Here is a 15,844-nt window from a genome sequence, read left to right on the forward strand (position 1 = left end):
GACGGGGACTCTTTCGAACGACGGGGCCGGTTGTGCCGGGGGCGGGGCGGCGCTCCATGCCGGTGTCGGGAACAGAATACAGAAAAAGTAGTGTGCGAAACATGGGATTTTCCTTTTTTTATTGATACTTTACACCCTTTTCTGTTTATTAAAAGTTTTCCCGCGGGACGAACCACTCGTTGAATTGCTCATTGGTAAGGCGGATGATTCGCGGGACGGCGGCGGCATGGCCGTCGATGAAAAGCACATTGGCTTCCTTGCCGTGGCTGTGGCGCTTGAAGGAGACGTCCGGCAGCGAATCCTGTCCCCAGGAAGTGACGCTGCTGAACCAGGTGGTGGAGTAATACCCGTCGGCGATTTGAATTTTGGCGGACGGCCGTTTGATGGCGCCGAGTTTGATGGTCGGCTTCTGGGGATCGCCGCTGCCGGTCCAGTAGCCGAACCAGTAGGAATAGGTGTATCCGCCGCAGTGCTGAAACATATAACTCGAGTATTCGGTGGACCATGGACCGTAATTGCTCTCATAACGCCAGAAGGCGCCGTGTTCCGTATGGGCGGCGGGGCAGAGCGGCACGGCAGTGACTCTTTTCCCGGTGTTCCGGTTGAGGCGCGTGAAAAATGCCGGAAAATATTTGCTCATCGTCTCAAAGAAAAACATGTTCCTTCCCCAGATCGCCGGCAGTGTCAAACCGTCATGGTCGGAAGAATAGAGCTGGCTGGCCACCCCCATTTGTTTGGCGACATTGAGGCAGGAGGCCTTGTAGGCGGTCATGCGCGCCCGGTTGAGCGACGGCAGCAGCATGGAGGCGAGAATCGCGATGATCGCGATCACCACCAGCAGCTCGATCAGGGTGAAGGTCTTCTTCATGGCATGCTCCTTTCTGCAAAAAATGGGGTATGATTATTGGTCGGAAACTTTGATCAGGGCGAAACAGTCGAGATTGGCGCTGCCGCTCAGCATCCGGATGCCCAGCCGGTGTTCCCCGGCGGAAAGCGTCAGGTCGCAGGGCAGTTCCACCCAGCGCCATTCTTCGGGGCTGTATCCGAAACCGCCGGTGCTGCCCCACTGGAGCGTGCCGATGTTCCCGGACGGCGCCTTGCCGTCGATGGTGATTTCCCGGAAGATCTGGGAATAGGAGGTGGCGGTGCGGATCAGCAACCGGTAACGTCCGGACTCCGGCACCCGGAAGGACCATTCCGCGAATTGGCCGGCAGTGCTCCAGTTGGCGGTGGTTTTGCCGCCGGAAGCGGAGGGACGGTCGGCGATTTCCACCGAGTTCCGGGTTTCCGGAGTGGGATTCTCGGCTTCCACCAGCACTGCGTTTTCCGGCAGACGGTAATCCGCCGGGTGCATGATGCCCCGGGCGCGACCGGCGTCCGAAGTCCGGAGGGCGACACTCCGCAGGTTTCCGGCGGTGGCAAGATAGAACAGATAGGTTCCCTGATTCAGAAAGAGGGTCGCGGAGTTCCCGGACAATGTGTTGGTATGGCGGGCGGAACCGTTGGAGAGGACGAAATGGACCGGCCGGTCATCGTCGCTGCCGACCTGCATGTTCAGTCTGGCGTCGGCGGGGATTTCCAGCGTTCCGGTGTACAACGTAGTGCTGCTGCCGTCCGACCGGGAAACTACGTGACGTTCAAGTTGCATCGGAACATCGTTGATGGTGAGGATTTGCACTTTCTCCGGAGCGGCGGTTCGAGGTTTTTGCAGAGCCGCGGCGCCCGGCGCGTCCAGCCGGAGCAGTTCCCGGTCCTGGAACCGGAGGGTGGTGCCGCCGGAAATCATGGCGTCGCGCACCGTGCCGTCCGGAGCGATCCGCAGCGCGGCGGTTTCGGCGTCGGTGGTGATGTTTTCCAGCGTGAACGATTTTCCGGGACGGCGATTGAAGAGGGCGATGATCCGGTCGTCGCCGTCCCGGGTTTCGACGCCGGCGGCTCCGGCGGTCTGAAGGGTGCGGTATTCCGGGGGCGCGGCCTGGTCGCCGGCGCGGGCGATGCGCATGGCGGCGAGAAATTCCGTTGCGGCGGCGGGCGCGGCGTTTTCCGTGAAGAGGCGCCATTCCGGCTGGGGATGCGGAATCACGTCCACGGAATAGCCCTGCACCGGATCGACGGAATAGGCTTTTTCGACCTGCATGGCGGTGTTTTCCGGCAGCAGCATGCGGCCGTCCAGCCGGGCGAGGGGGCGGACGATGGAGAAATTGGACCCTTCCGCGCGGGTGTCTTTCATTTCCTCGGTGTGGGAAAGGAGCTGCCAGCGGAACGTGGACGGTTCTTTTGCCGCAAGTTCATCGAAAATCACCACCACGGACGGTTTGACGAAGAGCAGCCGCCGGTTGAATTTCGACAGCTTCCCATTGTACACTTTCGGAGCGGAGGCGTCGCCCGCGGCGTAGCCGAAACCGGGAGAGTCGAAGGTCGCGGTCAACCTGCCGTCCGCGTCCTTCTTGTTCCAGGACTGGCCTTCGCCGTTGACCAGAATGGTGTTGTGGGCCTGCGTATGGACGCTGTAGGCTTTGAAATGCTTGCTGCCGTACCAGTCGTAATAGCCGCCGTCGATGGCGAGTTTATCGCCGTAGGCGTTGATGACGAAGGCATTCTGGTCGGCATGCTGGTGACCGGCGAAAAATTTTCCGCTGTGAAAACCCACCGCGACGTTTTCCCGTCCGTCCGCGAGAAAGGTGTTGAAGACCGCCAGTCCGATGTGCGGATAAACGACTGACTGCGGGATACCGGTCGGCGGCTGCGCCTGCAGTTCGCCGTCCCGGGGAAACCCGGCATACCAGAGGGCGACCGGGTCGCCGGTCTGGCGCGCCAGGCGGCGGGTGAATTCCCGGTTGACCGGTCCGCGGGCGGCGTGGTTCGGTTTGCCGTTGTCGGCGAAGGAGCCCCAGAAACCGTCGGGCGGCGCACAGTACAGCGGGAACCGGGCGGTTTTCGCCAGCCACGGCTGCGTGTAATAATTCATGCCCGCAACGCTTTTGACCAGATCCACATAGCGGATGGCCAGGCCGAGGCCGTAACTCCAGTAGGCCAGGCCTTCATTGTTTTCCCCGTCGAAACCGAGCGACGGCAGAAAGCGCGTGGCGTACAGGTCGGCGACGAAATCAAACCATTCGCGGCTCTCCGGATTTTCCGCCAGCGTGACCGCGGCGAAAGCCAGCGCCTGGGCCCGGTCCCAGGGGTGATTCTGCGATTCGTTGCCCCGGAACGGATTGGCATCCACCCAGAATTGCCGCCCGCGCGTTTCGATCGCCTTGCTGGCTTCGGCGCGCTCCTCCGGCGTCATGAGGTCGTAGGCGGCGTCGAAACAGTAGCCCATGCCCATCAGCAGATTGGCCGCCTGCAGGTCGGCGCGCTTCATCTGGCTGCCGCTCTCCGGATCCCAGGTGCGGCTGACCGCCAGCACCAGTTCGCGGGCTTTCTGTTTGAGGTCTTCCCGGCCGGTCAGCATGGCGGACTGACCGACGATGGAGAGTTTGTTGCCGGTGGAGGAAATGACGCCGCCGGCGATTTTGCCGTACCACTCCACCCAGGCGCGGATATTGGGATCGGCGCCCTCCCGGTAGGGTTCCGGATTGGGGGGGACGGTAAAATTCAGGAGTTTTTCCGCGGTTTTTTCCTGATTGGTGCCGTTGATTTCCGCATAATAGCGCGCCAGCGGCAGCAGCCGGGGATGGGGCGTGGCGGCAAGTTTGGCGAAGTCGAAAGCGGGGCGGGGCCAGTGGTGGCTGCGTTCCGGAATGAGCAGTTTGTCGCGGGCGACTTCCCGGCCTTCCGGCAACGCCGTGACCCGGTAATGCCACAGGCCGGGCTTCAGGAATTCCGGGGGGACGAAAAAGTTCCTTTCCAGTTCGACCTTCTGCGTCGCGGCGTCCGGCATGGCCGGATCGAGACTGTATTCCAGCCGGTAGCCGGTCGCTTTCGGGTCTCGCTTCCAGTTGAACATCGGCTGGGCGGAGTAGGAGACGCGCACGCCGTCGAGCGGATTGTATGCGGGATCGACGGCGAACTGGATGTTGCGGACTTGAATGGTGGCTTTGCCGGGCGCGTCGTCGTTGGCGATCCGGCTGTAGATGTCCAGCTGGATGAAGCGATCCTTGGCGCCGAACACCCCGCCCTGAATCGGGCGAAGCCGGGAGAAAGCGATTTCCGCCTTGTGCCACTCGGCGGAGACGGGAAGGGCGGTGAAGGCGGAACGCTTTTGGTCGTCATAAAGATTGACGCCGGTGTAGGCGATTTTCGCGTCTTCACCGGGGAGGTTGCGGTATTCAAACCGCAGCAGCAGGTCCGGCCGGAACGCGCAGTTGATCCGCAGCGGCAGCGTGCAGAACCGGGATGCGGTTTCGTTGGCGGCTTCCCATTCGGCATCCCCCTTTTGGATGTTTTTCATATTCTTTCTGGAAAGCACATTAATACCTCCCTGATTATATGGATTGTATCCGGGGTCGGGGGTGAAACGGATGTTGCGCACCTCCAGCGCGACTTTGCCGGGGGCGTCGGCGTTGGCGATCCGGCTGTAGATATCCAGTTCGATGAAACGGTCTTCGGTATCGAAAACCCCTTCCTGGATGGGGCGGAGCTGCGCAAAGGGAATTTCCGCCTTGCGCCACTCCGTGGAGACCGGAAGTTGCGTGAAGGAGGAACGTTTTTCCGCATCAAAGAGGTTGACGGCGGTGTAGGCGATTCTGGCGCCGGCGGTCGGGATGTTGCGGTATTCGAACTGCAGCGTTAATTCAGGCCGCCACGGACAGCCGATCCGGAATCCCAGAGTGCAGAAACGCGAGGGCGCGTCATTGACGGCTTCCCAGAGACCGTTTCCTTTGTCCACGGGTTCCGTCTCCTTTTTGGGCAGCAGCGTGAGGCCCGCGCTGTTGTACGGATCGTACCCGGGGTCGGTGGCGATGCGGAGGTTGCGCACTTCCAGCGCGACTTTGGCCGGTGCGTCGCCGTCGGCGATCCGGCTGTAGACGGCGAGCTGCAGAAAACGGTCCGAGTCGTCGAAGACGCCGTCCTTGCCGGGGCTGAGCCGGGAAAACGGAATAGCCGCTTCCGCCCATTCCGCGGAGACGGGCAGCCGGGTAAAAGTGGAACGTTTCTTCGTGTCGAAGAAATTGACTCCGGTATAGGAGACTTTTTCATTGGCGGAAAAGACGTTGCGGTATTCGAACCGCAGGATTAGCTCCGGTTTCCACGGACAGTTCAGTTGAAAATCCAGCGTGCAGAAACGCGAGGGGATCGTATTGGCGGCTTCATAAATCCCGTTTTTTTCGGAAACGGAAAAAAGGTCCGGCCTGGAGGTTTTTTTCAGTTCGACCGGTCCGATGTCCGCCGCGTGAAGCGCGGCACCGGCCATCATCATACAGCAGACGGTCATTCGTGTCAGCATGCTCTGTTCCTTTTCTTTATGCTGTTTGAGGAAAACGTAATGTACATGAGAAATAAATTTTCCGCGGCATGTCCGCCGCCGATTCCAGACGGCGGAACAGTTCCTCCAGCGCCGCCCGCCCGACCTCCTCCCAGTCCGGCAAAATGACGATGCCGGGCTCCCGGCCGGCAATCAGCAGGGGCTTGCCGTCCACTGAGACGATATTGGCATATTGGGAAAGCCGGATGCCCTCGCGCTGGACGCCGAAGGCCCAGCGCTGATACAGATCACCATTGCAGAGGTAATATGCCCGGTCGGACTGCGGCAGGAAAACCGGAATGTCCGCCAATCCCAGCACCGTGATCGCGGCGCTGCCGTAACGGCTCCACCGGCTTTTGAAAATCTCGGCCCGGTCCCGGTGCAGCGCGGAGTCCGGGGTCAGAACCTCGACCCGGGTCAGACCGCGCGCGCGAAAATACTCCACCGCCAGCTCCGCGGCCAGAAACGGATCCAGTGCCAGGGTGGAGATGGCTTCTTCGGGACGGCGGTTCATTTCCACGCCGACGACTGGGTACGGGTAATGCCGGATCAGGGGGGCCGTTTCGAAGTTGGTGCCGAGCAGGATCAGGCCGTCATAATGGTCCGGCGGCGATTCCGGCGGTTGCTGCGCCAGCCGGTAATCAAGCTCCAGACGGCAGTTGCGATTGTTGGTCGCCTGCTGGATGCCTTGCAGCACCAGGCTGCAATAGGTCTGCATCCGGGCGGGATTTCGTTCCAATCGGACGGCGATGCACCGGGTCCCGCTGCCGTACAGCAGCCGGGGGGGAGACTGTACGAACACGCCGGACCCGTGAACGGCGGTCAGCAGACCGTCCTCCTCCAGATCCCGGATGCAGCGCTGTACGCTGCCCTGGGAAACGCCGAAGCGGGCGGCCAGCTGGCGGAAGGAGGGCAGTCGGGAATGTTCCGGAAACTCGCCGGAGGCGATCTTGGTCCACAGATAGCCGTGCAAGTCGTCATAGCGCTTTATCTGCATTTTTCGCCTCATGAGGAATTCCTCCCGTGAAAAAAAAGATTACGGGTCAAGTGTACCAAGTGTACATATTAATTATAAAACATTTTTATTTCAAATGCAACAGGAATTGAAAAAAAACGCGATTTTTCTTTTTTTCACGGCAAACAGGTTGAATCGGCGGTGAATGAAGGAGAGAAGATCAACCGCCGGTTCCTGTTTTGCGCCGTTTTCCAAGGAGGCGACAAAAAGGGACCGGCGGTGGAATTTTCCGCAGGGAAACGCGGAGGGGGGGAGGGCTCAGGCTTTGACGAGTTGCCTTTTGACGAACCGGAGCGGGTGCTGGAGGGCGCGGATCAAGGCACCGACGAGGAGAGCGGCCAGAATCGTTCCTTCCCGAATGCCGCTGATGGTCTGGAACCAGCAGAGCGACAGCAGTACGGCGGCGATGGCGATGGACGAGTCAACCCCGACCTTGGCGATGCCGAAGGGAATCCGGTATTCCGTCGCGATCGTCCGGACGAATCCGTCTCCCGGGATATAGGAGATGTCGGCCAGCAGCTGGAAGGCGATGCCGGTGGCCAGCAGGGTGCACCCCAGGAATTCCTCCGCCAGCCGCAGCAGATAGTGTTCCGGAATGTAAAACGAGGAAAGCCACATGCCCAGGTCGATGAAAAAACCGAACGCCAGCAGCGTCGGCAACTGCGCCAGCTGCCGCCACTGAAAGCGGCTGCGCAATATGGCGAACTGCATCAGCAGAAACAGCATGTTCAAGACGACGGTGGTCATCCCCAGTGTGCAGGGAAGGATGAAGGGTACGACATACGGCAGGCTGGCGATGGGCGACGTGCCCAGTCCCGGGCGGGTGCTGAGTGCCACGCCGAAACCGGCCAGCACCAGGCCGATGAAGAATGCGATCAGGCGTTTGCGTTTGCTGAAGCGGTGTTTCATGCGGGTTCCTTCCGGCAGTTTTTCTGAATACTCCGCAGAATCCGCAGCAGCCGCTCCTGTTCATCAGGCGTTATTCCGACGCATACCGCTGTTTCCGTTTCCAGGAACAGTTCCCGGAGTCGCAGGCCGAGGCGGGTTCCGTTTTCCGAAAGGGAGACGATGGAATTTTTGCGGTTGTCGGCGGTTTTGTCCCGGCGGATCAGGCCGGAACGTTCCATTTTCTCCAGAATCGGGGAAAGGGTTGCCGGTTCGATCAGGCATCCCTCCGCGATTTTCCGCTGAAAGGAATGGGGATGGCTCATCAGATAGTCGATGATTTTCGGCTGTCCCGGCAGGAGCTCCGGAAATTCCCGGTTCAACCGGTACAGGAACGTCTTTTGAAATAGAGTATGTGCCGCCAGCAGATTGTAGTGCAGAGAATCTTCCATGGCAGACCCCATATTATTAGTGTCCTAACAATTTTCAAAACGACATAATCTGACGGTTACGACCGTTCAACTGATCCAATTTTTATCCGATTTCTCAAAAGCAGCCTTCTGTTGAAAACCTACTGTCCTAAAAAGCAAATTCCTGTTGAAAATATTCTGATTCGGCGGCGGGATGAATAGTTGATCCAGTCATTGTCGCAAGTCACGATAGACAAAAAGCTTCCACATCATAAACGTACCAGAGTAGAGAAGTGCCACTTCACCTTCGATAAAAACTTCAGATAACTCGCCAGCAGAATGACAATGAATGCTGTCCAAACTTGAATCTTGACCGCGTTCTCGCTGGTTCCGATAAACGTTTTCTTTTTTGAGGTTTTGCTTCAGAGCTTGGCAAAACAGACTTACTGATGTATTCTTTTCAATTACGGGGCTCCCTTGGGAACTACCGTACTGCTGTTACAGACAAGGGAACTCCACTTTTAACACTATATCTTTTTTGAATTTCCCCCACCTTTCCAGATATCTTTCCCACTCTTGTTCTGAGAGAGGGGAATCTTTGAAACTACCTAGTGCCTTACTAATATCCTGAATACGCCAATATTCTGTTCTTTTGTTAACTTTAAGTGGGGTAAGGTTAAGATTATTTTTTAATTTTTTTCGTAATTTATCTTCAAGCGACCGTCCTGAAAGGTTCCAATGTTGCCGTGCTTTTTTGAGAATTTTATCAGTAATTTTTGGTAATTGGGCATAAAGATCTTCAGCATCCTTTTCCTGAATCCAGAAATTTGATTGCATGTTTTTTAGTTCAGATTTAATATCATTGACTATTTCCTTTTTTTCCTGCTGTAAAATATCAATCGTATTTTGAAGTTCAGGGATTTTGTCTTTATATTTTTCCAGTTCCTTGATTGTCCTGTCGGTACTTAATGCTTTCGTCATTCCTATGATGGAAAAGATCGCAGCAAACTGTGACTCTATAGCGTTGATGTAATTATTTGAAAATACGCTGATATTACTTATGAAAATATTTTTGTTAACAAATTTTTCTGCTTTTATCATGTCCAGATAAATCGCATCGAACCAATATTCTGCACACAATAAAGCAAAGTCGCACTCTTGGCAGGTATGGATAAATGATCTGATATCGGAGGTATAATTACTTTCGGAAGCGACTTTTTGTAAATTTGTGTAATTTGCATCAGTTATCAGTTTTAAAATGTGATATGAATTACTATTGGGGCAGCAAAGAGCACTCAATAGTTGTTTGGCGTATTCTCCGGATTGTCCAGAAAAATCTTTCCCTTCTGCTAAATAATCAAACAGGTTACGGTAACAACTAGTACTTAATTTAAGCAAGATATGATTGAACATTGCCAATTCATCATTGGCTAACTCCTTCTGGCAAAATTTGCCGAGCTGTTTATACCCACCAGTAAGGAGTCCTTTGGATTGCATTTGTTCCCGAGCCATTTCATTTATGACTGTCATAACAACTCTCCCATTTTGATAAATCCGATTAGCTTGCGAATCTGCTCAAGCGGCAGCTTATCCACCAACCGGTGCAATATTTCCCGTTCTGACTGGAATTCGTCCTCGTTATTGCAGGCAGGCAATTGTAAGACTTCTGCATAGCGAACGGCGGCAGTATCACTGATCTTCGTATAATGTTCAGTCATTGCAGGATTCGCATGTCCTGCATTCTTCTGGATAATTGCGGCGGGCGTTCCGGCTTCGGCATTGTGGCTTATATAAGAATAACGAAGGGAATGAAACCCCATTTCAACCACTGCGCGCGTACCTGTCGTTTTCGTTTTTCCTGTCGCCTTGTCAATCATGGGTTTTCCCGTTTCGGGATCTAGAACCATTCGGCGACCGGTCCCGGGACGATGTATTTCTATGTTGCACTTTTTAAAATGCTTCAGAATCTTCTTGGTGATTTGCTGATCGCCGCCTGATAGATATTTTTCTGCAAAATCAGGCAAGAGATAATTCTGACGTTCATTTTCCGGTATCGCTGTCAGCATTTCGAATAGAGCCGGCGGAATGCCGATTTTAACGACAGCTTGTGAACGATCCTTGATGGTATGTTCTGTTTTTCGCGGAATGCGTTCGATGATTTTTCTCGATAAATCAATTTCGTGCCACAGTAGAGTGCAGCAATCTCCCAGACGCAGGCCGGTAAAATATCCTAAAGCGATCAGGATACGCATATCACCGGTGGCTGAATTGATCAGTGTTGTTATTTGCTCCAGAGCCAGAGGCTTTTTACTGTTGTAACGGTGCTCCTGACGATCAATATCCTGAAACGGATTTGTGCTGTTTATTTTCTGAGCCCCTGCCAACGTATTGAAAAAGCAATTAAAAAATTGCAGATACTTGTTGTATGTGCCGGAAGCGTTTTCACGTCTGACTGCATCCATGAATTTATCTGCAACTTCCGGCGTTATATCGCCGAGTAACGATATCTCTTTATGATTTGCCTTGAGCCACTCAGCGAAGCGCCGGTAATAACTTCGATAGTTGGCGGCCGTGGTATGAGGAGGAATGTCCGCCGATGAATAGCGTTTGCAACTGGCCGGACGTTTCGGGCAGCTCATGAAGAGTTCCCAACCTGCCATAATGGTTGCTTTACTGTTGACCAGCTCAATCTTAGCTTGATTCGCCGCTTCTTCTGCATCGGAGAGAGAATTTTTCAGAATACGCAGTTGTTCGGCTCTGTCGCTTTCATTCAAGGGACGCAAAATTCTTGCTGCTGCCTTTTTGGCTTCCGGTTCACGGGTAATGGGCTTACCATTGAGGTCAAGCAACCGAACGCGAAAATCCTTGCCATTTGCCGTATAACGAAAATAATAATACCCTTTTTTGCCGCTGGTATAGAGCTTGCCAGTTGTATGCCGAGCCATGATTCCGCGTGTTCCTCCGTGTTATTCAGAGATTCTTCCTGAAGCTAAAATAGCACGTAAGAAATGGAATTCAAGGATATTTCTCGGATAAAAAATCAATTTTTGAGCGTAAAAATACAGACTGTAAATCTGCTAGCACGTCTTTCGATGGTTCGAATCCATCTCCCACCACCATTTTTTGATTTTTTCCGTCCGCAGAGGGCGTTTTTTTTTATGCCTATCTTTTTAGTATTCATTTAGATAAGCAAGTCTTGGAACGGTTTTTCTGTGTGCGTTAAACCAAGCCATTTTCAGCGAAAAAACCAAGAATTCTGTACCAGCCCTGTACCAACTCTGTACCAAAGCTGCCTACCACCATCTTGCCAACGCTTTAAAATACCTGCCACTCATCGATTCTTCTACTAAGTGAAAAACTTTTTTTCAACTTTTTCAAGCTAATAACACATCTCCATTCTTTCGATTAAGGGGTAAACATCCTTGTACTTGCTGAAATGGAAAGAAAAGGATTGGCTCATTATCAGACAGAGTGAGATAGCTTGTAATACCATGAAGAAATCTCAGAAAAGTTGCCCTTGCCGTAAAAGTCTTGGTCCGTTCAATTTTATCCGATTCTGTTCGTATTGAAGTGGGTTGTTCTGCTGTTAAAACAGGTATTACGAGGCCGGGATTACACTGTTTCAGATTTCGGCCTTTTCCACCCGGCGGGGCGTATCAACTATTCGATTCTGTGGCGAGGCTTCTCTAAAAACCTTTTGGTATTTATCAATTATGTATGCAATCTCTGCACATTGCATACTCCATATATACTACTTTATTCCAATATACCTCACCACCTCACCACAGAATATTTATAATTGATTAAATATAAGGATATTAACTATGTGGCGTGGTTGTGGGGGAGGTATGGTGTGCTTCGATAGGGAAAGGGAAAGTTTACCTATTTTCTGCATATTTCAGATGTTTGAACTGTGTAATCATTGTAAAAATGTGCAGTTGGGCAAGTGTGCAATTCGAGAAAAGTGTGCAATCTTCACTAAAAAAGCTCCGGCCTTTTGGTTGACCGGAGCTGAACTGTTTATCTGTTTTTTGGAGTAATGGTATATTGGGTACGATGTACTCCTCCTATGACCTTTTCCTGAATCTCGTAGTCCTTTTGCAGATATACCAGACTTCTTATAAACAGGCTGGAGAATTTTTGATTGGAATAATAGGCGAAATCAGAATTAAATTCTGCCAACCGCTTCCTTATGTCATCTGTATAACCTTCTAAACTGCCAGAATGATAAGGGTGGGAAAAGTAGCTGGCCAGGGCTGCGGCAAGCGCATTGTTTTCCAGAACAATATCCATTCTGTTTTGCTGATTCTTCAGAAGAGCAGATTTCATGAATTCTTCTTCCTTTAATGCGCGCCCTAATTTTACGGCGAGTTCCCCCCAATCATTGTGACGCAGGCCTAAATTTTCCATTACACGACCCTTATCGGCAAGAATCTGTTGCAACAGGCGGCAGATCATGGAAAGTGAGGCATTGCGATGGATCAGGATTTCTTTTTTCAGTGCAGAATCCAAATCCCGTTCCTCTCTCGTTTCACGTGTGTTCATGCGCACCACCAGCAAACGGGCATTACAGCCGGAATCACTGGCAAAATATGGTTTCACGCTGTTGATCACCAGTGCCGCATCTCCCCGGAACTCTATTTGTTCCTTGTCGGAGTAAAGTTTCCGCTTCCTGATGACTTCACCGGTGGAATACTTTGCTAAGGTATCGGGCAACCATTTATAGACAGTATCCACATTATCCATCAATGCAATCCCTCCTTTGTCCACACCGATGCCAAAGTTATCCAGTCCTTTGTTCTCATCTTGTAACGGTTGAATATCCCAAGCCGGAATACCCCATAACCAAGCTGCTCCTTTGGAAATCTTTGTTTTACCGGAACCCGGTTCACCTACGATACAGAGAATCGGTTTATTTTCCGGAGCAAACGGCAGGAGAGTTGTCCACGCAAAAGCAATGCTTTTTTCTTCTGTGGTGCGAATAGTCGCCTCTTTCCACAGTTGATTCTTCCAGAAATTATAGTTCTCTTCCGTATATGTCCAGTCTTCCAGAACCGCTTCCGGCAGGAAAATCACCTGATCAGTTCCATTTGGAACGACCTTGATCCCATCAGCGGTGATACGTACCATTTCATGATCATTGCAGGAAATGTAGATCGCATCCTGCGTGGAATGCCAATATTTCCTCGGCGTAACTACTGGTATATCTTCTGATGCCAGTAGATCGTTTTCCAGATAGTTGAAAAGCCGAATGAATTTCTGATCATTGGTCGACAATCCCAGTTCTCTGGATAACTGTGCCTGAAAGATTGAGTTGCAGATCGAGCGCACAATGTAAGTCGTGTGATCCAGATAGAGTAACTCGATGGAATCGCGCATCCTTTCCACTTTCAGGAATGAACCGTTCGATTTCAGATGGGCTGATGTCGCGGTATGGAGCATTCTGATTTTCTCAATCTCGGTTACTTTGCTGGCACATATCGCAGGAACCAAATCGTACAAAGTGTTTCCAGCAGCAGGAACCGCAACAGCTTCCGGAGCAATTTCGCCAAGCAATTTCAGCAGTTCTTCCGGGGTCATGGGAACAACGTTCGGATTCAGGTAAAGTAATTCCTGCCGAACTTCTCCGCGCAGCGCCATCGGCATTCTGCTTAACCGGGAGGGATTCTTATTTGCCGGATCGGCTCCCATTTTACAGAAGACCGGATACACTCTCCCTTCGATTTCCCGCTTCCATGTTGCTGCATCAGGAACATTTACCCGAAACAGGGCATGGATTGACTTGGAACCGCTGTACGTCAAGGAAACAATAGGCATTCCCTTGTTCAGCATATCCATCCAGAAACCTGCCTGTTTTTCTAATTCCTGCCGGAGAAATAGCGAATCAGCCAGAGCTTTTTCTTTATCTTCAACATCGAACTCAACCAGCATATGACGATAGAATGCGACATTCTTATCGCTGCGGGTGGTATCAGGAGTGAACGGATTGATCGTAATGTATTCTCCAAGAGAATCCAAACGATTCAGATAACTGCGTACCTGACAGGGATGATTGTTTTTTACCCCGCCGATACAGATAAATTCGTCTTCTCGAAAAAGTGTTTTCAGAAACGCGTCCGCATCCTTGGCCGAACCAGTCAACGAATGAGGGCTGCGGGCTTTTAATGTTTCAAAAGTTACCGCTTTGTTTGTGTCCGGCATCACAACTGGTACAGGAACTCCGGTTGTGATCGTCTGAGGCGCAGGATGAATCTGTTGCAGAGGAAAGCCTTTTTCCCGTGATTCTTTAGTCCGTTCGATGGCGCGGTCAATTTCCGCCTCCGTAATCGGATCCCCCGGGCGGTTGATCTGCGGGAGTTTCAGCAGGTCAGCTTTGATGGTACCATAATCTATATTCAAGTTCAGGGCGGCATGAATATGATTCATCAGATATTGATTGCGGTTGTGTTCCGGGAAGTCCACCAGTAACTTCTGGTAGAGAGACTGTTGTTGTGCTATATTATTATTAGCAGCATACTTTGCTCTTAATATATCCAGCCGGGACAAGCCACTCCCGGCTGTTTCCTTGTGTAAACTCAAGGGAAGCGTTGCCAAATCCAGCATACTCAGCCCTCCTTCCCATACTTGCCGATAAATTCATTCACTTCCGAAATACGGAATCTCTTTTGACCTCCGACCTGATACGTGGGCAGACCGCTTTTTCGCAGTTTCATCAATGTTGAAATGCTGATGCCGAGATATTCGCATACCTCCTGCCGGGTGACATACGGTTCTCCGTACAGTTCTCTCTTTGCCCAGTCGGGGCAAACCATATTTGATTTTCGTTGGGGCATAATACCTCCTAAAATAAAATATTAGCCGGTATCCCCGCACACGATTCCTCGGAATCATGCTGTCAACGGTTCGTGTATCCGGTTTTAAACTGGATAAAGCTGTTGTTGCAAAGAACGTGAACGCCAGTACCTGTATACGGCTTCACGCAAGAGCGATGTCTTGTTTTTGATGAGAAGAACACTTCTGTTTCTTCGATAAAACTTAATATAAGCAGTGATGCGTAAAATGTCAAGAGGATGCAAAAACGGGACGTTCCGGCACTAAAGGATAACCATTGCAGTTAATGAGAAATGAGCGTGATTTGCATTTCATCAAGAGTATGCTGTCAGGAATAATGACGTTTCAAGCAGTCGGCAGATGGAGTAGAAATTTTCCAACGCGTTGGAATTTTCATCATTTTGTTATTTGATCTGAATAGGGGCTGATATTTCCTGTCGTTCCCGGACAAAAAGACATCCCGCTTCTCCGGGGTGGAGAAAACGGGATGCTTCGGATAACTTCCTGTTATCAATGCGGGCTTGGTCGGACCGTCTGGTGTTCTTGGAGGCATGATTGCGTTTTAGGCTGCCGGATTGTCTGCCGGAGCTGTTCTCCTGATGTCGGGCAACAACGGTTTGATTCTGTTATCCGCCTTGGCGGCATCGGCGATCTGCTTGGCAGTGTCCTTGTCTGCTGCATTTTCCACTTCTTTTATTTTCTGATCAATCAACTCGCAAATTTCCGGATCGTTGCACTTGTTCCGTGCATCTTTGAGCGGAACAATCAATTTTGAAGTGGATCGGCGCAGGGTTTCTCTGGCTTCTTCATCAGCTTCACGCAATGCCTGCACTTCAGAAATGAGATCGTGAATGCACTCCTTGAGAAACGCCGGTTTCAAAGCATCGTCAATGGTGTTCATATCAACCAAAGTGTTGACAACAGCGGAAGCCCAACAGGAGAGTTCGATCATACGCTGACTTTCATCCTCTGGAATTTCTTCCAGCAGAATGAGAGTACATTTTGAACCGAAGCGATCACTCCCTGCCAACACGCAGGAGGCGGGATCAGATGCAGTAAAATCGAATTTTTTCTCCGTCTTCACCGTTTCAATGATTTCAGATTGCTTGCCGATCCCCAGCAAAACGGGAGTTTTGCACGAACGTACCAGAATTGTTTTAACAGTTTTCATCACACCTGTCCTAACAATTTTCAAAATGGCGTAATTTTCTGATTACGCCCCCTCATTTTCATCTATTTCACACCAATTCTCAAAAGTAGCCCCCCTTTGTTGTAAATCAGCTGTCCTAAAAAGCG

Annotated in this window: 10 protein-coding genes; all 10 read right to left on the reverse strand. The window is 51.7% G+C overall.

Annotated features, from left to right (window positions below):
• Positions 1–148 precede the first annotated feature (148 nt).
• The 10 genes from FYJ85_RS21270 to FYJ85_RS21315 all read right to left on the reverse strand — a co-directional run bounded on the left by FYJ85_RS21270 (position 149) and on the right by FYJ85_RS21315 (position 15,719).
• Entirely contained in the window at positions 149–868 is a 720-nt protein-coding gene (locus tag FYJ85_RS21270) for a type II secretion system protein (RefSeq protein ID WP_154420710.1), read from the reverse strand.
• Between the two features lie 33 nt (positions 869–901).
• A complete protein-coding gene (locus FYJ85_RS21275) occupies positions 902–5,389 on the reverse strand; it encodes a DUF4962 domain-containing protein (RefSeq protein WP_154420711.1) in 4,488 nt (1,495 codons plus the stop codon).
• Between the two features lie 16 nt (positions 5,390–5,405).
• Positions 5,406–6,416: a GntR family transcriptional regulator gene (locus tag FYJ85_RS21280; protein WP_154420712.1), complete on the reverse strand. Its 1,011-nt coding sequence runs from the start codon at positions 6,414–6,416 to the stop codon at positions 5,406–5,408.
• A 264-nt stretch (positions 6,417–6,680) separates the two neighbouring features.
• Positions 6,681–7,331, reverse strand: a complete 651-nt coding sequence (locus FYJ85_RS21285; protein WP_154420713.1) for a YczE/YyaS/YitT family protein — start codon at positions 7,329–7,331, stop codon at positions 6,681–6,683.
• A complete protein-coding gene (locus tag FYJ85_RS21290; RefSeq protein WP_206213383.1) occupies positions 7,328–7,759 on the reverse strand; it encodes a MarR family winged helix-turn-helix transcriptional regulator in 432 nt (143 codons plus the stop codon). Before FYJ85_RS21290 ends, FYJ85_RS21285 begins: the two co-directional genes overlap by 4 nt.
• Before the next feature lie 456 nt (positions 7,760–8,215).
• On the reverse strand, positions 8,216–9,247 hold the full coding sequence (locus tag FYJ85_RS21295) for a hypothetical protein (protein WP_154420715.1): 1,032 nt from the start codon (positions 9,245–9,247) through the stop codon (positions 8,216–8,218).
• On the reverse strand, positions 9,244–10,662 hold the full coding sequence (locus FYJ85_RS21300) for a tyrosine-type recombinase/integrase (protein WP_154420716.1): 1,419 nt from the start codon (positions 10,660–10,662) through the stop codon (positions 9,244–9,246). The genes FYJ85_RS21295 and FYJ85_RS21300 overlap by 4 nt, the downstream gene beginning before the upstream one ends.
• Before the next feature lie 1,075 nt (positions 10,663–11,737).
• Positions 11,738–14,320: a hypothetical protein gene (locus FYJ85_RS21305; RefSeq protein ID WP_154420717.1), complete on the reverse strand. Its 2,583-nt coding sequence runs from the start codon at positions 14,318–14,320 to the stop codon at positions 11,738–11,740.
• A 2-nt stretch (positions 14,321–14,322) separates the two neighbouring features.
• Complete coding sequence (locus tag FYJ85_RS21310; protein ID WP_154420718.1) at positions 14,323–14,550, reverse strand: helix-turn-helix domain-containing protein; 228 nt, start codon at positions 14,548–14,550, stop codon at positions 14,323–14,325.
• Positions 14,551–15,110: 560 nt separating this feature from the next.
• Positions 15,111–15,719, reverse strand: a complete 609-nt coding sequence (locus FYJ85_RS21315) for a hypothetical protein (protein ID WP_154420719.1) — start codon at positions 15,717–15,719, stop codon at positions 15,111–15,113.
• Between the last annotated feature and the right edge of the window lie 125 nt (positions 15,720–15,844).

Source organism: Victivallis lenta, assembly GCF_009695545.1.
Classification (GTDB): Bacteria; Verrucomicrobiota; Lentisphaeria; order Victivallales; family Victivallaceae; genus Victivallis; species Victivallis lenta.